Raw genomic sequence first — 19590 nt, 5'->3', positions numbered from 1 at the left:
CAATGCTGAATTTTCTGGGAAAACGAGCAGTCGCAAGTGGCATCTCACTTGTCGGACTGATTTTGCTCGTGTTTTTCCTGAGCCGGTTGACCGGTGATCCGACAGGTCTCTATTTGCCGCTCGATGCGTCAGAAGAAAGCCGTAATCAATTCCGCGCCATTCATGGGCTTGATAAGCCTCTGTTTGTGCAGTTTCTCAACTATATGGGCGATTTGATCCGTCTTGATTTTGGTGAATCAATTCGGCGTTCGGAGCCTGCCATCGATGTTGTTCTCAGGGGGTTTGCCTGGACGCTGCAGCTTGCGCTGATCACCATGTCGCTGGTTGTCGTGCTTGCCATCACACTTGGGTCTCTGGCGGCCTATCATGTCGGGGGTGTGTTTGATCGTATCGCCACCTTCTTTTCACTGGTGGGCGCCAGCGCCCCTGATTTCTGGGTCGCGATTGTCGCCATCGTTGTATTTTCTGTGACCTTGGGTTGGGTTCCAACGTCAGGCACGGGAACGGTTTGGCACTGGATCCTTCCGATATCCGTCCTATTTATCCGACCTTTCGGACTGATCTTACAAATTGTGCGGGGGTCCATGATCAATGCGCTCGGCTCGGCATATGTGAAAACTGCACGTGCCAAGGGCATCAAGAACCGGCCAATTATCTTTGTTCACGCGCTGCGCAATGCACTTCTCCCGGTTATTACTGTGATTGGAGATCAGGCTGCCGCGCTCTTGAACGGGGCCGTCGTGGTCGAGACTATCTTTGGGTTTCCGGGAGTCGGAAAGCTGATGATCGATTCCATACTGCAACGCGACTTCACCGTTGTTCTGGCGGCCATTATGGTCACCGCAATGGCGATTTTCCTCATGAACATCCTGATCGACATTCTCTACTCGATCCTTGATCCCCGCATCAGGTACTAATCCATGGCCCATATTGACCAAGTATCCCCGACCCAACCCGAGCTTCCCGACGCGCCCAATCCGATCGCACAGACGCTGCGTATGCTTTGGAATGACAAGTTTGCATTTGTCTCGACAGTTTTCCTTTTGCTTGTCGTGTTCTGCGCCGTCTTTGGACCGCTCTTGTTCGAAGACATCGCCACAAAACAGAACTTGCGCGGACGCAACGCGCCGCCGTTCGATTTTGAAAAACACTGGCTATTCTGGCTTGGCGGAGATGCGCTGGGTCGCCCGCTGCTTGCCCGCATAATCGTTGCCGCCCAAAACACGATATTTGTGGCTGCAGGCGCCGTGTTCTTTTCGTTGGTCATTGGGACTTCGCTGGGGCTGCTCGCAGGCTACACAACGCACAATATCAGTCAGGTTATCATGCGGCTGGCCGATATCATCATGTCATTTCCGTCGTTGCTACTGGCGGTGATTGTGCTGTTTATGTTGGAAAGTTCGGTCTTCAATCTGGTGATCGTTTTGGCGATCACGCGCATTCCGATTTATTTGCGAACCGCCCGCGCCGAAACGCTTGAGGTGCGCGAAAGAATGTTCGTTCAGGCAGCGCGGGTTATGGGCGCATCGACACGCAGGATCATTTTCCGGCACATTCTGCCAGTGGTCTTTCCGACTTTGATAACCATCGCCACTTTGGATTTTGCCTTTGTGATGCTGGCAGAATCGTCCCTGTCGTTTTTGGGGATTGGTATTCAGCCACCCGAGATCACGTGGGGGCTCATGGTTTCGCAGGGGCGCCCGTATTTGACGACGGCCTGGTGGCTGTCTTTCTGGCCGGGTCTGGCGATCATTCTGACCACCTTGTCTTTGAACCTTTTGTCTCACTGGATGCGAACCGCACTTGATCCGGCACAGCGCTGGCGCCTTGAAAACGTGGGGAAGAAAAATGGGTAAACGTCTTTTAGAAGTTCGCAATCTCTCGGTGGATTTTCACACCTCTCACGGAACAGTCCACGCCGTGCGTGACGTAAGCTGGCATCTGGATCGCGGAGAAACACTGGCCATTCTGGGCGAATCCGGGTCTGGCAAGTCGGTGTCGGCTTCCGCTGTGCTCGATCTCATTGACATGCCTCCCGGCGAGATCACTTCGGGTGAAATCCTTTTTGAGCACAGGGACCTGTTGGACATGTCCTCAGAGGAACGACGTGAGCTGAACGGTCATCGCATTGCAATGATCTTTCAGGACCCTCTGAGCCATTTGAACCCGGTCTACACAATCGGCTTTCAAATTGCGGAAACCATGGCGGCGCACGGTGTCAACAAGTCCGAAACACGTGCGCGCACACTTGAATTGTTAAAGCGGGTGGGCATTCCAGACGTTGAGACTAAAATCGACGCCTATCCTCATCAGTTTTCCGGTGGGCAACGCCAACGCATTATGATTGCAATGGCCTTGGCTCTGAAGCCGGATATCCTGATCGCGGATGAACCGACAACAGCGCTTGATGTGACCGTGCAAGCGCAAATACTGACATTGTTGGAAGAGCTTCAAAAAGAAACCGGGATGGGGCTTTTGCTGATCACGCATGACCTTGGTGTTGTGGCCGAGGTCGCAGATCGAGTTGTGGTGATGAACGCGGGTCAGGTTGTTGAGACGGGCAGCGCCCGCGACGTCTATCATAATCCCCAGCATCCCTACACAAAGAAGCTGATTGCCGCAGTGCCCGGAGCAGGCGAGCTGGCAGATCAACTTGATGCGGCCATCAAACCCGTTTTGGATATAAGAGGTCTGACAAAGCACTATGGGTCATTTGTTGCGCTGGACGATGTAAGTCTGACGGTGCTGCCCGGCGAGACTGTTGCGATTGTTGGCGAGTCTGGGTCGGGAAAGTCGACCTTGGCAAAAACACTATTGCGATTGGAAGACGCAACCGATGGGCAGGCATTGTTCGAGGATCGCGACCTTGTCAGCATGAGCCCAAAGGAGCTTTTTGATACCCGCCGCGACATCCAAATGGTTTTTCAGGATCCGACACAGTCGCTTAACCCGCGCATGTCGATTTTTCAGATCATTTCCGAGGCGTTTGTCATTCACCCCGACATTTTGGCCAAACCTCAGTGGAAAGCCCGGGTCTGTGAATTGTTGGAACAGGTCGGATTGCAAGCAGCACATATCCATCGTTATCCGCACCAGTTTTCGGGTGGTCAACGGCAACGTATCGCCATTGCGCGTGCCTTGGCGCTGCAGCCTAAGCTGATCATTTGCGACGAAGCGGTCTCAGCTCTGGACGTTTCCATTCAGGGGCAAGTTCTGTCGCTGTTGACGGCATTGCAGTCAGACTTGGGGGTTAGTTTCCTTTTCATCGCGCACGATCTTCCTTTGGTACGTGATTTCGCGCACCGGGTCATCGTGATGAAAAACGGCAGAATTGTTGAACAAGGGCCGGTGGGTCAGATATTCAATGCCCCGCGCGAGGACTACACGCGCAACCTGATCGCGGCCAGTCTGGACCCGGACCCCGACGTTCAGGCGCAAAGGCGGGCCACTGCGCAAAATATACAGGAGTTGGTCGAATGACAAAGCCGCAAGTTTTGGTAATGTCGCCAATCTGGCCGTCTGTTCTGCAAGACCTTGAACGTCATTTTGTTGTGTACCGTCTTGATCTGGCCGAGGACAAAGCCGATTTTCTGAACAGGCTCGGTGGCAATTGTCGCGCGGCGATCATCAGTGGCCATTACACGTTCGGAGAAGAAGAGCTGCAACGTTTGCCACAACTTGAAATTCTGGCGTGCAACACCGCAGGTTTTGAGATGATCGATGACAGCGTTCTAAGGCAAAACGGCATTCCCTTTACAAATGCCTCGCTGGCTTTGAGTGACGAAGTTGCAGATACCGCCGTCATGTTGACGTTGGCCGCGCGCAAGGAACTGGTAAAGGCAGATGCATATGTTCGGTCCGGCGAGTGGGGCGCGCAAGGACCCTATCCGTTGCTGTCCTCCCTTAAAGGCAAACGCGCAGGTATCCTTGGTCTTGGAATAATAGGGCAGGAAATTGCCAATAGACTGCAGGCGCTTAAGCTTGACATCGGGTATTGCACACGTCGGCGCAAGGACAATGCCTATCGCTATTTTCCAGACGCAGTGTCTTTGGCAAATTGGAGCGACATCCTGATTGTTGCCGTGCCTGGGGGGGCGGAGACAGAAGGGATGATCGACAAAAGTGTTCTTTCTGAGCTCGGCACGCAAGGGACATTGATCAATATTGCGCGCGGCAGCGTTGTCGACGAAGAAGCGCTGATCTCATGCCTGACGTCCGGGGCGCTCGGTTCAGCCGGACTAGATGTTTTTTTAAACGAACCAGACCCAGACCCGCGCCTAACAGAGCTGCGTAACGTTGTTCTCTATCCACATCATGCAAGCGGAACTAATGAAACACGCTGTGCTATGTCTCAGTTGGCCTTGAACAATCTGATTGCGCATTTTTCAGGCGCGTCTCTTATTTCCCCAGTTTTCGAACTTGATCAGCGTAACAGGACTATTTCATGACCGGCACCTTCAAGTACTTTCTATGGCCGTTTGTCTTCACAGCCATTGGGCTGATGCTGGCGTTTTGGCTGGGTTACAATACCACCGGCACCATGGGCGGAGCGATCTCGTTTTTCCTGATCGGATCTGTTTTGGCAGTCCTTGAAATTTCGCTGAGTTTTGACAACGCCATCGTCAATGCCAACATTTTGGAAAAGATGGAGCCCAAGTGGCAGCACAGGTTTCTGACGTGGGGAATCGTCGTCGCGGTCTTTGGGATGCGTATCATTTTCCCGCTGGCCGTTGTTGCAATCGCTGCAAAAATTGGTCCGATATCGGCAATAGTGCTTGCCGCTTCAGACCCTCAGGAATACGCGCGCATTATGGATGACTCCCATATTGGAATCTCGGCCTTTGGTGGCACATTCCTGATGATGGTGGCTCTGACGTATTTCATTGACCAATCGAAAGAGGTTGATTGGATCCGTGTGATCGAGTGTCGTCTGCGAAGCTGCGCATCGATCCGCGGTCTGGAAATCGCGTTTGTGCTGTTTTTGGCTCTGATGTTTACAACGTCCCTGACCGGCCCAGACAGCGCAACCTTTCTGTTCGCGGCAGTGTGTGGGCTCGTGACGTTCCTTGCTGTGGAATTGCTTGGGCATATTCTGGATGCAGAAAAAGAAGTTAACAACCTTGCTGCCAAAGGTGGTTTCGGGGCTTTCCTGTATCTCGAAGTTCTGGATGCCAGCTTCTCCTTTGACGGTGTAATAGGAGCATTTGCCTTGACGCAGAACCTGTTCCTGATCGCAATTGGCCTTGGCATCGGCGCCTTTTATGTGCGTTCCATGACCATCATGTTGGTCGAAAGCAAAATGCTGACGCAGTTTCGCTACCTTGAGCATGGCGCCTTCTACTCGGTGCTCGTGTTGTCGGTGATCATGTATGCACAATCGCTTTGGCATATTCCCGAACTCTTTACGGGACTGGTAGGAGCCGCGCTCATTTGTTTGTCGCTGTTTTCGTCAATCCGCCACAACAATGCGGAGCGAGAAATATGACACAAGATCTCGATAAAAAAACGAAGAATAACTCGAAAGGAAATCCGATGTCCGAGCATCCACTGAAGCCAGAGACGCGTGCGCTGCTGGAGAAAGTTTCTGTCGCAACACTGGCTACTGTTATGTACAAACACGGATTGCGAAATCAGGTGATACAGGATGTGCGACCGCTGTCGCAAAAAGGGCGTAACATGGTCGGACCGGCATTTACCTTGCGCTATATGCCTGCCCGCGAAGATCGTAACCAGCTTGTCGAGTTTCGGAACCCACAACATCCACAGCGCCACGCTGTAGAGATTTGCCCGGAGGGTCATGTGATGGTGATGGACAGCCGCAAAAGCGCATATGCCGCTTCGGCCGGGGATATTCTGATTAATCGACTTATGGCGCGGGGCGTAGCTGGTGTCGTGACAGATGGCGGGTTTCGGGACGCGATGAACATCGCTGAACTGGATATCCCGTCTTATCATCACCGCCCGGCGAGCCTAACCAACCTCACAACAAACGAAGCCATCGACATCAATGTGCCAATCGGATGCGGTGACGCGCCAGTGTTTCCGGGTGACATCATGGTTGGGGATGATGACAGCGTGATTGTCATACCGGCCCATCTGGCCGATGAGACCGCCGCCGATGCGACAGAAATGACCGCCTACGAGAATTTTGTTCTGAGCAAGGTGAAATCCGGAGCGTCGATCATCGGGCTGTACCCGGCAACCAAAGAAGAAAACCTTGTTGAATTTCAAAAATGGCGTTCTGAGCAATCGGAATAATATTTGGTGAGCGCGAATGGACCTAGTATATGCGCCCCGGTTGATGAATAGATTGAAACACAGAAACGAAATTGAGATTCACAGATGAAATTCGAACCGCATGGAAAACACCTGGTTGCTGGAAACTGGATCGCGGGAGAGAACGTTTTCGCCTCTTCCCCCGCGCATGGTCCAAGCCATCAGTTTTCGGTTGGTACGCCTTCGCACGTAGATGCAGCCTGTCAGGCCGCCGAGGAAGCGTTCTGGACTTTCGGCTATTCTTCAAGAGCAGAGCGAGCAGCCTTTCTGAACGTAATCGCAGACGAAATCGAAGCCAGAGCCGAAGCAATCACCGAAATTGGCAGTCAGGAATCCGGTTTGCCCGAAGCCCGGCTTATGGGTGAACGAGGGCGCACTGTCGGGCAACTCCGGCTGTTCGCAAACCATATTCTGCAAGGTGACTACCTTGACGTGAGACACGATCTCGCGTTGCCAGACCGCGCGCCAGTTCCTCGACCTGATATAAAGCTTGTGCAGCGTCCAATTGGACCAGTCGCGGTGTTTGGCGCATCGAATTTCCCGCTGGCGTTTTCGACGGCTGGCGGCGACACAGCTGCCGCGCTGGCCGCTGGGTGCCCTGTTGTGGTCAAAGGCCACAGCGCGCATCCAGGAACGGGCGAGATTATCGCAGAAGCGGTTTGTGCCGCAATTCAGAAATGCGATGTCCATCCCGGTGTATTTTCGCTCATTCAGGGCGGTAAACGTGACGTCGGTACGTCGTTGGTACAGCATTCGCTGATCAATGCCGTAGGCTTTACCGGCTCTCTTGCCGGTGGACGGGCGCTTTTCGATCTTTGCGCGCAGCGTCCCAATCCAATTCCGTTTTTTGGAGAATTGGGGTCGGTAAATCCGATGTTCCTGCTACCAGGTGCTGTCGCGTCGCGCGGTGTTCAGATCGGAACCGGTTGGGCGGCATCTCTCACGATGGGTGCGGGGCAGTTTTGCACCAACCCCGGGGTGGCAGTTGTAATTGATGGTCCAGAAGCAGAGGCGTTTGTGCAGTCTGCCAAATCTGCGTTGGAAGCGGTTTCTTCGCAGGTAATGCTAACGGACGGGATTGCTGATGCTTATCGGGCGGGGCAGAGCCGCGTCGCTAATAGCGACGGCGTAGAAGAAATTTTCAGCTCTCAATGTGCTGACCGGTCTGCCAGCCCGTTTCTGTATGAAACGACAGGGGATCAATGGCTCCGTAATGGGAACCTGGCCGAGGAGGTTTTTGGCCCTCTTGGGCTGGTGGTTCGGGTACAAGACATTGCTCAGATGAAAGAAGTTGCGCTTGCGCTTGAAGGGCAATTGACCTGTACGGCGCACATGGACGAAGCGGACTCTGATCTGGCCAAATGCCTGTTGCCAATATTTGAACGCAAGGCGGGTCGGGTGCTGTTCAACGGTTTCCCAACCGGTGTCGAAGTTTGTGATGCGATGGTGCATGGCGGCCCTTATCCGGCATCGACAAATTTTGGAGCGACCTCTGTCGGGACATTGTCAATCAGACGGTTCTTGCGACCTGTTTGTTTGCAGGACCTTCCTGCGGCACTGTTGCCGGATGATTTTGAAAAATGAAAAATTGGGGGCGCGGCGTCGCCCCCTTTTTTAGGCCGAAACGTGTCTGTCCCGTTGAAGTCAGGCAATCAGCCGTTCGAAGCTATGTCGATGCATCGGCAGGCCGTAGCGGCGCAATATTCAAAAATTCTGATAGCCGGGATTTCGGGTAAAACGCTTGGGTAAACGAAGGCCGGTCTTTTGCGCGCTGGAACCAATCTGTCACACGTGGAAACATGTCTTCCCACATGTTAGCGAAAGAAAGATCATCCATGCGGTCGACAAGCGGTAAGACGATGATGTCCGCCAGCCCAAAATTTTCGCCAGAAATCCATGGGGCGTCAGCCAGCCTTTTTTCCATACGCACCAGCGTCGCGTTGAACTGGTCCATTGCGGCATCGACCTCGGAGTCGTCAAAGCCCTTGCGGCCCATGCGTTCATAAAACTGTTTGCGAATAGGGCGCACATTGGCCTGTTGTTGCTGAAAAGTTTGGTCATCCAGGTCGTCGTAACGCGGCAAAAACGCCATGTTGAATGAGGGCACCCGAATTGCCGCTGTAGGAACTTCATCCAGATAACGGCCCCATGCTCTGACGACGGCGCGCTCAGCAGGGTCGGTGGGTAGCATTGCGACCGACGGAAAAACCTCGTCAAGATATTCGCAGATAACACCGGAATCCGTAATGATCGCACCGTCATGTATCAACGTTGGCACGACCCCGTTGGGGTTGATGGCCAAGTACTCGGGCGTCAGATGCTCTTTGGTTGCGAGATTGACCAATTGGCTCTGATATTTGAGGCCCTTTTCAGCAAGGCAGAGACGCACTTTTTGACTGCATGTTGAGTGGTTCGCGTGAAAGAGTTTAAGCATGTGTAATGCCTCCGGGGTCAGGTCGGTGGTGAGAGAAAATGCGCCAATCCATTCCAGATCGGCAAAATCGCGGCGATCATCAACATGCCTTTGACAAGCAGCGGAAAGGTCGATGCCTTTAGTCGATCAACCAACATGTTTCCGATCCACAGACCAGCAAAGGCCGGGATCATCACGAATAATCCAATGACAAGGGCTGTGGGCTGATAGAGACCCGCGACTGCAAGCGCGGGCATATGCAGTGCCGAGAACACAATGAACATAAGGCTGTTGGCGAAAATGAAGGACGGGCGCGACAGCCCTGCGGCATAGAAAAAGGGCGTGCCGACCAAACCAGACATGCCCATTGTTCCGTGCACCAGACCGGCAGCACTTCCGATAATGGGTGCAAGCCGATTTTGTCGTTCTGGCGTCAGGGTTTTGCCGCTCTTGTTTTTCTTGAAAAGGTAAAACAGGACCAAACAGCCGAGTAGAATTTCGAAGTAGGCATTCTCGACGTTTTTGAGCACGAAGGTCCCGAACAGCAGGCCCAGCAGTCCGGTTATGAGAAAGCTGCGCATAAAAGGGATGTGGTGGTGCGCGCGAAATTTCCAAATTTGCCAGAGGTTTGTTGCGACAACCGGCGGCACTGCGATCGACAATGCCAGCGGCAGCGATCCCGTCGCTGTGAGCATCGGTATGGCGATCATCGGCAAACCAAACCCGATCGCACCCTTGGACAATCCGCCGATAAAGAATGTCACGGACGCGACACATAGAATGACAAGATCAGCGGTCATGGGCGATGTGGCCTAGAGATTATGTTGGCTGTTTCAAGAAGTCGTCGACGATATCTTGCGTGATTTCTTGATTATCTAGACTTTTAAGAACACCACAAGAAAAATCGATAAAATATTGCATTATCGTTTTACACCGATATTGTATTCAGAATCTACGGTGCGCGAATGGTTTGAGTTGGCTCGCCAGGAGAACAGATAAGGGAGGTCTCTATGAATATCGCAACAAAAGTTCTGGCTGTTGCAGCCATGGCCATCGCGCCAATGACCGTATCCGCGCAAGAGCTGCGCATCGGCACTGCGAGTTTGGGCGGCGCATATTACCCGATGGGGCAGGCGCTGAGCAACATGGTCAACAAACATGCCGAGGGCTACACCATGGTCCCGATTGTGACGGGTGGTGGCGCGGAAAATCCGCGCCTTGTTGATTCCGGTGAGGTCGAGCTGGGTATCGCACCTGCCAGCCTGAGTTTTCTGGCAGTAGGCGGCAAGGGCCCCTACAAGGAAGCGCTGGACATCACAGCCATGGGGCAATTGCATTCAAGCATCCTGCACATGGTGACGCTGCCGGGATCTGGCATTGAAAGCATCGAAGACCTTAAAGGCAAGAAGGTCGCGATTGGACCTGCAGGCGGCGGCACACTCAGCATGACCCGCAACCTCTTTAAGCTTTATGGCATGACGCTGGAAGACATCGTTCCAAGCTTTTTGTCCTATGCAGACGGATTCAGCCAGTTGTCTGATGGCAATGTCGACGCCGCATTTGCGCTTGCGGGGTATCCAACCTCTGCAGTGATGCAAACAGGGGCCACAAAAGAGCTGAAGTTCATTGAACTTGGCGACGCGAAAATGGCAGAGCTGACAGAGATGTTCCCATATTACTCCAACGTGACAGTGCCTGCAGATGTCTATGACACAGGCAGCGATGTCGTTGTGATTGGTTCGGCTAACATGCTGATTGCCAAGGGTGACATGGATGATGCGCGCGCGACGATCTTGTTGGAAGCCATTTATGGCAACCTGGATGATCTGATTGCTGAAAACGCTTTGGCAAAACAAATTGTACCAAAAGCGTCGCTTGATCTGCCGATCCCGCTGCACCCTGCTGCGCAGGCGTATTTCGAATCCTTGAATTAAGACCAAACAAGGGGCGGCCATTTTGCTGCCCCTTATATTTTTCGCAGGAAAAAACAGAGTTATGACGGGTGCGCAGCACATACTAGGCAAAGTTGTGTCGGTTACGGCGATTTGCCTGAGCCTTTGGCATCTTTCGATTGTCGCAGGTTTCGGCAGTTATTCGACGATGGACATACGCAGCATTCATTTGACGGTTATGCTGGTCCTTGTCTTTCTTGCGATAAAAAAACCAGCGGGCGAGGGCGCAAGCGCGTCTGCCATAAGTTCCCGCGACCTAATCCTGCGGGTCACTTTGGCCTTGGTGTCGCTGGGGGCTGGCATCTACACCTACCTGCGCTGGAAACCGATTGCATTTAGCGGCGGTGTTACAAATGACTATGACGCATATGTCGGCATGGTTGTGATCCTGTTGGTGCTGCTTGCTGTGATCCGGCGTATTGGTTTTTTGCTCAGCCTAATCGCCGTCATCTTTCTTCTCTATCCACTCGTCGCCCCTTATATGCCCGGCGTATTTGAGGGCCGCGGCTATAGTGCGGAGCGTGTCGCAATCTTTATGGCGACGGGGACCGAAGGTATTTTTGGCATCCCGCTAGGCGTTTCGGCGTCGTACATCATCATATTTACGATTTTTGGCGCGTTCCTGAATAACTTTGGCGCAGGTGAGTTCTTTTTCCGTATTGCAAGCGCGTTGACCAGTGGAACGCGAGCCGCATCCGCCAAAACGGCTGTGATTTTTAGCACGTTGTTGGGCATGATCTCGGGCTCGGCGGCTGGCAATGTTGCTGTGACGGGAACCATGACCATTCCGATGATGAAGCGGGAAGGTTACAAGCCCAATCAGGCCGCCGCGATCGAGGCGGTTGTGTCGACCGGGGGGCAAATCATGCCACCGATCATGGGCGCTGCGGCGTTTATCATGGCCGAGATCATCGGCACGCCGTACCGTGATGTGATGCTGGCCGCATTGATCCCAGCGCTGCTCTTTTTCTCGTCTATCCTGTTCATTGTGCACCTGCGTGCTGTCAAATCCGGCATGGTGGTCAGCGTTGCCCAAGAGACAACTGAACCTTTGTCCAGCGTGTTGCTACCCGGATTGCGATTTGTGATCCCCTTTGCTTTGCTCGTTGGGATGATGGTCATTGGCTATTCGCCTTTCCGCGCGTCATTTGTGGGCCTCATCGCGTTGTTGGCCGGTTGCTTTTTGTTTGAGTGGCGCGACATCAAAGGTTATGTCGGCCGCATTCTGAAATCGCTTGAGGAGGGCGCGCTTGCGGTGCTCTCAATTGCGGCGGCGTGTGCTGCCGCTGGTATTGTTGCCGGTGTGCTTTCGATGACGGGTGTTGGGTCCAAAATATCGGGATTGATCATTGACGTTTCTGCAGGTCAGCCGCTGATTGCTTTGGCGATGACCGCGCTTATGGCCATTGTTTTGGGGATGGGACTTCCGACCACCGCCGCTTATCTGATCCTGGCAACGGTTGTGGCTCCTCCACTGGTGGAGATGGGAGTGCCGATCTTGACGGCGCATATGTTCGTGTTCTTCTTTGGCTGTATCTCGACAATCACACCGCCGGTGGCGCTTGCGTCTTATGTCGCGGCGGGCATTGCGGGCAGTGACATCAACAAAACCAGCTGGACCGCATTTGCATATGGCATCACCAGCTACATACTGCCCTTCATGTTCTTTTTCGGACCGGCGTTGTTGATGGACGGCACCGCAGTTCAGATATTCGCGGCAATCATCATCGGACTGATCAGCGTCTATTGTATCGCCGCAGCAGTGGTCGGTTATTTCCTGCAGCCGCTGGGTGCGGTTGGCAGGGCCACGATGGCGGCAACTGGCCTTTTGTTGATGTACCAGTCCCCTGTCACAAACGTCGTCGGTTTGGTCATGCTCGCGGGCATGGTCGTGGTTGCGCGGCTGAACCTGACCCCACAAAATCAAAAGCACTGAGGAGCAGTCATGCATAAAGAATACCGACGCGTCGTTACCGGACATGACGAGAAAGGCGCGGCCATCATCGAAAGCGACGAGATCGCGACGCAAATACTGGAACGGCCCAACCGTCCGGGCGTCCGGCTGACGAATTTTTGGCGCTCTGATCAGACACCTGCCGAATATGATGGGGCAACTGAAACATGCACCGGTCCATTCATTTTGCATCCGCCCGAAAATGGCACGATGTTTCGGTGCGTCGAGTTTCTGCCTGAAGACCCCGAAGTGATGGCGCGGCTTTCAAGCGAGGATGGCGCGGCTGCCTTTGCCGAGATGGGCGCAGGCGCAAATATTGTTCCGGGCGGACGTCATCCGTGGATGCATCGCACGGATTCAGTTGATTATGGCATCGTCATGAACGGTGAAATCTGGATGGTGATGGATGAAGAAAAAGACGATGTGCTGCTCAAAGCCGGAGACGTTGTTGTGCAGCGTGGCACCAATCACGCCTGGGCCAATCGGGGCACCGAACCCTGCACAATAATGTTCGTGTTGGTCGACGGTGTTTCGCAAGCCGGTAAGGGCAAAGGCATCCCCAGTCGCGACTAATTGAAAGCAGAAAGGCAAGTTAAATGAATGTGATCAACTCTGGCAGCAAAGAGGGTTCGGCAACGCATATGGCCTATCTTTCGCTGCGTGAGATGATCCTGACAGGGGTGTTGCCCGCCGGAGAGAAACTGAAAATCGAACAATTGCGTAAGCTGCTCGATATTGGCGCGTCTCCGGTACGCGAGGCGCTGAGCCTTTTGACGTCGGACTTGCTCGTCGAGCGCATAGATCAGCGTGGGTTTCGCACGGCACCGGCGAGCTTGGCGGATTTTGAAGACATCCTGGACACGCGTTGTGCCTTTGAAGACATGGCATTGCGCAGATCAATTGCGCAGGCCAGTTCGGACTGGGAAGATCATCTTGTATTGTCACATCACCGGATGAAACAGGTCGCTGGGACACCGACCTTTGAGGAAGCACATAAGGCGTTCCATGTGGCCTTGATAAACAATGCTGGATCGCCGGTTCTTGAGCGATACTGCAGCCAGCTCTATGATCTCAATATTCGGTACCGCTATCTTGCCGCGTCTGGGGAAAGCTATCAAAGCCGTGATATTTCTGCCGAACACTCTGATATTCTGGAAGCGACGGTCAGCCGAGATGCCGAAACTGCGTCAAAGGCGTTGCTCAACCATTACCGCCTGACGGGGGCGTATTTAGCGACGCAATTGAGCGGTTTATGACGCGGAAATTATTACCTAAAGGTGGCCTGATCTGGGCGACCTGTCTCACCTCTTGCCGGATGCCAGCAAGGCAAGAGGGATCAAACTTTAAAACTGGCAAAAACCATCTGGGAGGATGACATGAAATCATTCAAGCGCGCGGCAGTTACTGCCTTGCTATTGGCATCAACGGCGGCATCGGCACAGTCTATCGATGGCCCCGAAGTCAACTGGAGCCTGTCTATGTGGGGCAACCCGCGGGCACTTTCGGCTGGAATGGAAGCCATTGCCGAAGAGGTTTCGGCCAAAACTGGCGGCAAATTCAACATCAAGGTGTTCTACGGTGGCCAGCTTTCCGGCGCGCGCGAAAACCTTGACGGCTTGCAGTTGAACGCGTTTGAGGGCGCTGCCATTTGCAACTTCTATCACCCCGGCAAAAACCCGGCGTGGATGGTGTTCTCGCTTCCATTCCTGCCGCTTGGCGACCCTGCCGTTGACCAGTATGTACGCTCAAAAATGTTTGAGCATCCGGCAATTGTTGCTGACATGGAACGTTGGAATGCGATGCCCTATCTGACCGGCCTGTTGCCGCAGTATGAGATTCTGGGCAAAGGCGATGCGCCAACGGCGTTGGCCGACTGGGATGGTATGCGGGTTCGCGCAGGTGGTGGTCTGGGGAGCGCCATGGAAGCGTTGGGCGCGACCAAGACGACCTTGCCTGCCGGAGAAACGTCAACCGCATTCCAGCGCGGCGCGGTCGACGCCGCAGCCTTTCCGTTTACATATGCGCATGTCTCCTTTGGCATCGCAGAGGAAGCAGATTGGTTCACAGGCAACCTTGCGCCGGGCACATCTGAATGTGGCTGGGTCTTTAACAAGACCGCCTATGACGGGCTGCCCGATCAGTACAAAACGCTGCTGATGGACTTGCGCAAGATGGGTATGGATGTTGAACAGGCCGCATATGCCGAGCAGGATAAAAAGAACCTGCCGATGTTCAAAGAAACCATGCAGGAAATCACCTATAGCGACGAAGACCTCGCAAAATTCCGTGAGGTTGCCGGCCAGCCGGTATGGGACGCGTGGATTGCTGCCAACAGCGATAAGTTCGATGCGCAAGGTCTGTTTGATGCAGTTTGGGATTACGCAGAAGAAGCTAAAAACCAATAATGCAACAATTGTCCGGCCCTCATAAGGGGGCCGGATCCGCGGTCCTGACAGGACCAGCAGACGAAGGACAGGCAAATGGCACAGGATATTGAGGCGGAGCACAGTCTACTTGCGCGCCTGCATCGCGGTTTCATGCCGATCGAAGATTTCGCCAACCTCGCGGCGGCGGCGGCGATTATGTTGTTGATGGTGTTGGGCGTGCTGCAGATCGTTCTGCGCACCGTCTTTAATACGCCAATCACCGGCTATATCGATCTGGTTGAACTGTCGATGGCAAGCATGGCGTTCCTGGGGGCCGCTTATACGCAACGTCTTGGTGCTCATATCAGGATGGAATTATTGGTGGGCCGTTTGTCGGGCCGCGCGCTTTGGGCGATAGAGGCCGTAGGTGCGGCCTTGGCGATGTTCATCATCGCAGTGTTGATCTATCACAGCTTTGGCCATTTCCTGCGTGCCTATACACTGGGTGACACGACAATTGATGCGGAATTTCAGACTTGGCCGTCCAAGTTGCTGGTGCCAATTGCCTTTACTATCTGGTGGGTCAGGCTGGCACTGCAATTTGTTGGCGCACTTCGATTGGCAATCTTTCCGGATGCAACGCCAATCGCCGTAGTCGTGGCCAAAGACGTGGCAGAACAAGCGCAAGACGAAATTCACGAAGTCATGGGGGACGACGGCGACCTTCAGGGACCGGAGGGCACGTCATGATTATTGGGATAGGCATGTCCGACCCGTTTCTTGTGGGTGTTATCACGCTGTTTTTGCTTCTTGGGCTCATTCTGATCGGCGTGCGGGTGGTGTTTGCCGCCGCTATCGTGGGGCTGTTGGGTCTTGTTGAGCTGCGCGGGTGGGGACCTGCAGCGGGCATCGTCGGTACGATACCGCATGCGAAATCGTCAACTTATGCGCTGTCGGTTCTGCCGATGTTTATCTTTATCGGCTTCTTGGCATTTCACGCAGGCATGACACAGCAGTTGTTTGACGCGGCGCGCAAATGGCTGGGCTGGATGCCCGGCGGTCTTGCCGTTGCAACGGTCTTTGCCACGGCAGGTTTTGCAGCCGTTTCCGGCGCATCCACCGCAACCGCCGCTGTTTTCAGCCGCGTCGCAATCCCCGAGATGTTGAAGTACGGATATGATCGGCGCATGGCAGCGGGCGTTGTGGCGTCAGCGGGCACGCTGGCCACGCTTATCCCACCTTCTGCGATCCTTGTGATCTATGCCATCATTGTCGAACAATCCGTTGGCAAGCTGCTTTTGGCAGGGTTCTTGCCCGGTATTTTCTCAGCCGTCGTTTACGCAGGTATCATCGTCGTTTGGGCCATGGCCAAACCCGGTTCGGCCCCTTCTGTCACGGGCTTTACATGGGGCGAGCGGATGCGCACCCTGCCGGGCATTTCGCCGATCATTTTGGTGGTGATCATCATCATGACGTCAATCTACGGAGGCTGGGCCACGCCAACCGAAGCAGGCGCGCTTGGCGCGTTTGTGGTGTTTGTCCTCGCGCTGATCCGGGGCACGCCGGTGAAGTCCATCAAGAACTCTCTGATGGAATCCGCCAAGCTGACAGTGATGATTTTCTCTCTGATCTGGGGCGTGCTGGTTTTTGTCCGGTTCCTGGGCTTTTCCGGCATCCCCGGCGCATTTACGGAATGGATCGTCGGGCTTGATATGGCGCCGATGACAATCATGATCTGTATCTTGCTGGGCTATGCCGTTTTGGGCATGTTCATGGACGCCATCGGCATGCTGCTGTTGACGCTGCCGGTTGTTTATCCTGCGGTCATCGCGCTTGGGTTTGATCCGATCTGGTTTGGCATCATTGCTGTCAAAATGGCTGAGATTTGCCTGATCACTCCGCCGATAGGGTTGAACTGTTTCGTCGTCAATGGCGTGCGCCCCGATATTCCGCTTGGGCAGGTCTTTCGGGGTGTCGCGTTGTTTTTCATTGCTGACGTCATCACAATTGCTGCCTTGCTCATGTTCCCTGAGATCGTGACATGGTTGCCAAATTTTGACTTCGAAGCATGGTGGTCCGGTCTGTGGGCCGCCACCTCTTAAGGAGACGTAATGCGTTTGCACACTTCCCTTCCGCTTGACCGCGCCAATGCCATCATTACCGAAGCCTTGCAGCTTGGCAGGGCGGCAAATCTTTTGCCGCTGACAGTTGTCGTGCTGGACGCGGGTGGAAAAATGGTGGCGATGCAATGCGAAGATGGCTCTGGCATCATCCGCTTTGAGGTCGCGTTTGGCAAAGCCTATGGCGCGTTGGGTATGGGCATTTCCAGCCGTTTGATCCGGGACCGTCTCAAGGAACGTCCGACGTTCCAAGCCGCCTTGGCAACGGCCTCTGACGGGCGGTTGATCCCTGTGCCGGGCGGCGTTTTGGTTGAAGATGCTGAGGGTGTCACGTTGGGTGCCGTCGGGATAAGTGGGGACACATCGGACAAGGATGAATATTGCGCGATCGAGGCCATCAAGGTCGCTGGTTACAGGCCAGAACCTGCAGACCCCAATCCGGACTGGCGCACTTCATCTCTGTCGGATCATTATCCGGCGTCCAATTAAAGCGGCAGGTCGATATGGCGGTGAGTGACCTGCAAACGCGGCAACTGGGCGTCGTCGGGATTGGACAGGGTGAAAGTGGATTTGCCTTCAAACTCTGCAGGAATGACCATGGCACGCAGGAAACTCGCCACGCCCTTTTCGTGCAGCGAAACCGCACGGACCGGCGAATTTGCCGCCTCGAACCAGCTGTCTCCGACGTTCATAGTCTGGGTGTGATCATCCGCTTCAAGTCGCAAACTGCCCCGCACCAGATGCCGGATGCCTGCGCCCGTATGCGTGTGACGGTGCGCCACAGCGCCCACCGGAAAGCAAACTTCATCAATGCGCATGAAGGCCCCGCCAGCCGGATAATCACAGGGATAGCAGGCCAAAACGTCGACGCCGCTTTGGGCCGTTTCGGACAAGACAAAGTCCAGCCCCCTCGAAGCGCTGTCGAGTGTCATCTGCCCTGCAGGATGCGCCGCCCCTGCATTACGGAGCGGAACCCATCTCGCATGCACATGGGTTGGACCCATAACGGCTCCACCGCGTATCAAGCTCATGAACACTCCGGATCCCTCTCTTCTGCAAGTCAGCTTATATGACGCGAACGCTCCTCGCCACTACGCTCATCGCAGTGTCCATCGCAGTTCTTGCCGCGAACACGATCGGGGGTGCTTTGGCGCAGAATGCCGCCCGTATTTTGTTTGTTGCTCTGTGCCTTATTGGCGTGCGGACCAGCACATTGCGCGAGTTTCTGCTTTTGAGCGCTGCGTTGATCCTCGGAGGTCTTCTGTATCAAAGCTCTGATGGGCGTTTGGCCTTGCTGGCGGGAATGGATCTAGCGTCCTATTTCGCTGCCTTCATTGCTTTGCTCACCGCCCTGAAAATTGGAGCTGAACGGTCCGCGTCGGTGTTGTCCGTTGGTCAATATCTGATCCGCCAACCTTCTGGACGCAGGTTTATTGCAACAGCATCGGGTGGACATGTCTTGGGTGTGTTTTTGAATTTTGGCGCGGTCAGCCTCATGGCGCCGCTCATTCAATCCGCCACCAAGCGTGCGGACGGGAGCATCGACCGAGACCTTGAGCGTCGCCAAATGTCTGCGCTTTTACGTGGTTTCGCCTGGATTTTGCTTTGGGCCCCGACAACGTTAACGCAAGCCGTTCTTCTCACGCTGTTCACTGAGATTGATCAGGGCAAGATTGTTTCGTTTGGTGTTGCCACATCGCTGCTTATGATGGGACTTGGGCTGGCCTATGATCGCTTTGAATGGCGTGGCCAAGCGAAACCTTTTTCAGATGGGGCCGCTCCAGTGTTCCCCCGTAAGGCTTTTTTTCGGCTCGCCTTGGTTTGTGGTTCGCTTATTGGGGCCACGGGTGCTCTGCAATTGAGAATGGGTTACAATACTGCCCTGTCCTTGATGTTCATTGCGCCAAGCGTGACATTCTTCTGGTTTGTTATGCAGAAGCCCGCAGGTGTTTCATTGGGCCGCCAACTTGCATCATTTGGACCAGCGCTGCAAAGTGACGCGCCAGGGCTGGCACGTGCAGCCATTGCACTGGGTTTGTCCGGGTTCATTGGCCGCGCCCTGGCGGATGTTTTACCTGTTGCAACGATTGCCACGCAAACAGATCTTTCTCAAATGCCGGGCTGGCTCTTTCTTGCAATCCTGCCTTTGCTGATCACATTGGGCGGGCAGGTCGCGTTAAGCCCGATCATCCTTGTGGTGTTTATCGGGCAGGTCGTTCAATCCTTTCCAACGCTGCCTGCTGAGCCGACACATATCGTTTTCGCGCTGAGTGCGGGCTGGGCAATTTCGATGTTCGCGTCCCCCAACGCCACGGCGACATTGTTGATTTCCGCGACCTCTAGAATTCCTCCCACAACCCTGACCTGGCGATGGAATTTGCGCTATGGCGCAATCTGCTACATCGTCCTGTTGTGTATATTTGCCTTGCTAGAATCTTGATCGCCACTCTGATTGGGGGCATTCAGTTTCAATATTATAGCTCCAGCTGAAATATCGATTGTTCCAAGG

19 protein-coding genes are annotated in these 19590 nt (G+C 54.2%); 16 read left to right on the top strand and 3 right to left on the bottom strand.

Going from position 1 to position 19590, the window contains the following annotated elements:
• Positions 1-2: 2 nt before the first annotated feature.
• From ABJI08_RS17105 to ABJI08_RS17075, 7 genes are all read left to right on the top strand, one after another.
• Positions 3-917, top strand: coding sequence for an ABC transporter permease (locus ABJI08_RS17105; protein ID WP_348403064.1), 915 nt, complete (start codon positions 3-5; stop codon positions 915-917).
• Between the two features lie 3 nt (positions 918-920).
• Positions 921-1856, top strand: coding sequence for an ABC transporter permease (locus tag ABJI08_RS17100; RefSeq protein ID WP_348403063.1), 936 nt, complete (start codon positions 921-923; stop codon positions 1854-1856).
• Positions 1849-3480 (top strand): ABC transporter ATP-binding protein, encoded by a 1632-nt coding sequence (locus ABJI08_RS17095; protein WP_348403062.1) that lies wholly within the window; start codon positions 1849-1851, stop codon positions 3478-3480. Before ABJI08_RS17100 ends, ABJI08_RS17095 begins: the two co-directional genes overlap by 8 nt.
• Positions 3477-4448 (top strand): 2-hydroxyacid dehydrogenase, encoded by a 972-nt coding sequence (locus ABJI08_RS17090; RefSeq protein ID WP_348403061.1) that lies wholly within the window; start codon positions 3477-3479, stop codon positions 4446-4448. Before ABJI08_RS17095 ends, ABJI08_RS17090 begins: the two co-directional genes overlap by 4 nt.
• Positions 4445-5485: a DUF475 domain-containing protein gene (locus tag ABJI08_RS17085; protein ID WP_348403060.1), complete on the top strand. Its 1041-nt coding sequence runs from the start codon at positions 4445-4447 to the stop codon at positions 5483-5485. The genes ABJI08_RS17090 and ABJI08_RS17085 overlap by 4 nt, the downstream gene beginning before the upstream one ends.
• A gap of 47 nt (positions 5486-5532) precedes the next feature.
• On the top strand, positions 5533-6258 hold the full coding sequence (locus tag ABJI08_RS17080; protein ID WP_348403059.1) for a ribonuclease activity regulator RraA: 726 nt from the start codon (positions 5533-5535) through the stop codon (positions 6256-6258).
• Positions 6259-6342: 84 nt separating this feature from the next.
• A complete protein-coding gene (locus ABJI08_RS17075) occupies positions 6343-7860 on the top strand; it encodes an aldehyde dehydrogenase (NADP(+)) (RefSeq protein ID WP_348403058.1) in 1518 nt (505 codons plus the stop codon).
• Positions 7861-7942: 82 nt separating this feature from the next.
• Here the strand turns inward: ABJI08_RS17075 and ABJI08_RS17070 are convergent, their stop codons facing one another.
• On the bottom strand, positions 7943-8710 hold the full coding sequence (locus ABJI08_RS17070; RefSeq protein WP_348403057.1) for a glutathione S-transferase family protein: 768 nt from the start codon (positions 8708-8710) through the stop codon (positions 7943-7945).
• 17 nt (positions 8711-8727) lie between these two features.
• Positions 8728-9489 (bottom strand): sulfite exporter TauE/SafE family protein, encoded by a 762-nt coding sequence (locus ABJI08_RS17065; protein WP_348403056.1) that lies wholly within the window; start codon positions 9487-9489, stop codon positions 8728-8730.
• Positions 9490-9699: 210 nt separating this feature from the next.
• Between ABJI08_RS17065 and ABJI08_RS17060 the strand changes: the two genes are divergently transcribed.
• The 8 genes from ABJI08_RS17060 to ABJI08_RS17025 all read left to right on the top strand — a co-directional run bounded on the left by ABJI08_RS17060 (position 9700) and on the right by ABJI08_RS17025 (position 17570).
• Positions 9700-10623, top strand: coding sequence for a TAXI family TRAP transporter solute-binding subunit (locus tag ABJI08_RS17060; protein ID WP_348403055.1), 924 nt, complete (start codon positions 9700-9702; stop codon positions 10621-10623).
• 61 nt (positions 10624-10684) lie between these two features.
• Positions 10685-12577: a TRAP transporter fused permease subunit gene (locus ABJI08_RS17055; RefSeq protein ID WP_348403054.1), complete on the top strand. Its 1893-nt coding sequence runs from the start codon at positions 10685-10687 to the stop codon at positions 12575-12577.
• 9 nt (positions 12578-12586) lie between these two features.
• Complete coding sequence (locus ABJI08_RS17050; RefSeq protein WP_348403053.1) at positions 12587-13168, top strand: cupin domain-containing protein; 582 nt, start codon at positions 12587-12589, stop codon at positions 13166-13168.
• A 23-nt stretch (positions 13169-13191) separates the two neighbouring features.
• Positions 13192-13851, top strand: coding sequence for a GntR family transcriptional regulator (locus ABJI08_RS17045; protein ID WP_348403052.1), 660 nt, complete (start codon positions 13192-13194; stop codon positions 13849-13851).
• A gap of 120 nt (positions 13852-13971) precedes the next feature.
• Positions 13972-15000: a C4-dicarboxylate ABC transporter substrate-binding protein gene (locus ABJI08_RS17040; protein WP_348403051.1), complete on the top strand. Its 1029-nt coding sequence runs from the start codon at positions 13972-13974 to the stop codon at positions 14998-15000.
• A 75-nt stretch (positions 15001-15075) separates the two neighbouring features.
• Positions 15076-15711 carry a TRAP transporter small permease gene (locus ABJI08_RS17035; RefSeq protein ID WP_348403050.1) on the top strand — a complete coding sequence of 212 codons (636 nt, stop codon included), beginning with the start codon at positions 15076-15078 and terminating at the stop codon, positions 15709-15711.
• Entirely contained in the window at positions 15708-17063 is a 1356-nt protein-coding gene (locus ABJI08_RS17030; protein WP_348403049.1) for a TRAP transporter large permease, read from the top strand. The genes ABJI08_RS17035 and ABJI08_RS17030 overlap by 4 nt, the downstream gene beginning before the upstream one ends.
• 9 nt (positions 17064-17072) lie before the next feature.
• Positions 17073-17570, top strand: a complete 498-nt coding sequence (locus ABJI08_RS17025) for a heme-binding protein (protein WP_348403048.1) — start codon at positions 17073-17075, stop codon at positions 17568-17570.
• On the opposite strand, the gene ABJI08_RS17020 is transcribed toward ABJI08_RS17025, so the two are convergent.
• Positions 17567-18112 (bottom strand): cupin domain-containing protein, encoded by a 546-nt coding sequence (locus tag ABJI08_RS17020; RefSeq protein WP_348403047.1) that lies wholly within the window; start codon positions 18110-18112, stop codon positions 17567-17569. The two genes, ABJI08_RS17025 and ABJI08_RS17020, sit on opposite strands and share 4 nt — an antisense overlap.
• A gap of 38 nt (positions 18113-18150) precedes the next feature.
• On the opposite strand from ABJI08_RS17020, the gene ABJI08_RS17015 reads away from it, so the two are divergent.
• Complete coding sequence (locus ABJI08_RS17015; RefSeq protein WP_348403046.1) at positions 18151-19521, top strand: hypothetical protein; 1371 nt, start codon at positions 18151-18153, stop codon at positions 19519-19521.
• The last annotated feature ends 69 nt before the right edge of the window (positions 19522-19590 follow it).

This window comes from Shimia sp., assembly GCF_039969785.1.
Taxonomy (GTDB): Bacteria; Pseudomonadota; Alphaproteobacteria; order Rhodobacterales; family Rhodobacteraceae; genus Shimia.
This window is presented reverse-complemented; position numbering and strand designations above follow the sequence as displayed.

Coding starts and splice junctions, on each gene's coding strand:
- ABJI08_RS17025 (WP_348403048.1), top strand. CDS start 17,073: ATGCGTTTGCACACTTCCCTTCCGCTTGACCGCGCCAATGCCATCATT.
- ABJI08_RS17015 (WP_348403046.1), top strand. CDS start 18,151: ATGACGCGAACGCTCCTCGCCACTACGCTCATCGCAGTGTCCATCGCA.
- ABJI08_RS17105 (WP_348403064.1), top strand. CDS start 3: ATGCTGAATTTTCTGGGAAAACGAGCAGTCGCAAGTGGCATCTCACTT.
- ABJI08_RS17080 (WP_348403059.1), top strand. CDS start 5,533: ATGTCCGAGCATCCACTGAAGCCAGAGACGCGTGCGCTGCTGGAGAAA.
- ABJI08_RS17085 (WP_348403060.1), top strand. CDS start 4,445: ATGACCGGCACCTTCAAGTACTTTCTATGGCCGTTTGTCTTCACAGCC.
- ABJI08_RS17035 (WP_348403050.1), top strand. CDS start 15,076: ATGGCACAGGATATTGAGGCGGAGCACAGTCTACTTGCGCGCCTGCAT.
- ABJI08_RS17060 (WP_348403055.1), top strand. CDS start 9,700: ATGAATATCGCAACAAAAGTTCTGGCTGTTGCAGCCATGGCCATCGCG.
- ABJI08_RS17090 (WP_348403061.1), top strand. CDS start 3,477: ATGACAAAGCCGCAAGTTTTGGTAATGTCGCCAATCTGGCCGTCTGTT.
- ABJI08_RS17030 (WP_348403049.1), top strand. CDS start 15,708: ATGATTATTGGGATAGGCATGTCCGACCCGTTTCTTGTGGGTGTTATC.
- ABJI08_RS17070 (WP_348403057.1), bottom strand. CDS start 8,710: ATGCTTAAACTCTTTCACGCGAACCACTCAACATGCAGTCAAAAAGTG.
- ABJI08_RS17055 (WP_348403054.1), top strand. CDS start 10,685: ATGACGGGTGCGCAGCACATACTAGGCAAAGTTGTGTCGGTTACGGCG.
- ABJI08_RS17075 (WP_348403058.1), top strand. CDS start 6,343: ATGAAATTCGAACCGCATGGAAAACACCTGGTTGCTGGAAACTGGATC.
- ABJI08_RS17045 (WP_348403052.1), top strand. CDS start 13,192: ATGAATGTGATCAACTCTGGCAGCAAAGAGGGTTCGGCAACGCATATG.
- ABJI08_RS17040 (WP_348403051.1), top strand. CDS start 13,972: ATGAAATCATTCAAGCGCGCGGCAGTTACTGCCTTGCTATTGGCATCA.
- ABJI08_RS17020 (WP_348403047.1), bottom strand. CDS start 18,112: ATGAGCTTGATACGCGGTGGAGCCGTTATGGGTCCAACCCATGTGCAT.
- ABJI08_RS17095 (WP_348403062.1), top strand. CDS start 1,849: ATGGGTAAACGTCTTTTAGAAGTTCGCAATCTCTCGGTGGATTTTCAC.
- ABJI08_RS17100 (WP_348403063.1), top strand. CDS start 921: ATGGCCCATATTGACCAAGTATCCCCGACCCAACCCGAGCTTCCCGAC.
- ABJI08_RS17050 (WP_348403053.1), top strand. CDS start 12,587: ATGCATAAAGAATACCGACGCGTCGTTACCGGACATGACGAGAAAGGC.
- ABJI08_RS17065 (WP_348403056.1), bottom strand. CDS start 9,489: ATGACCGCTGATCTTGTCATTCTATGTGTCGCGTCCGTGACATTCTTT.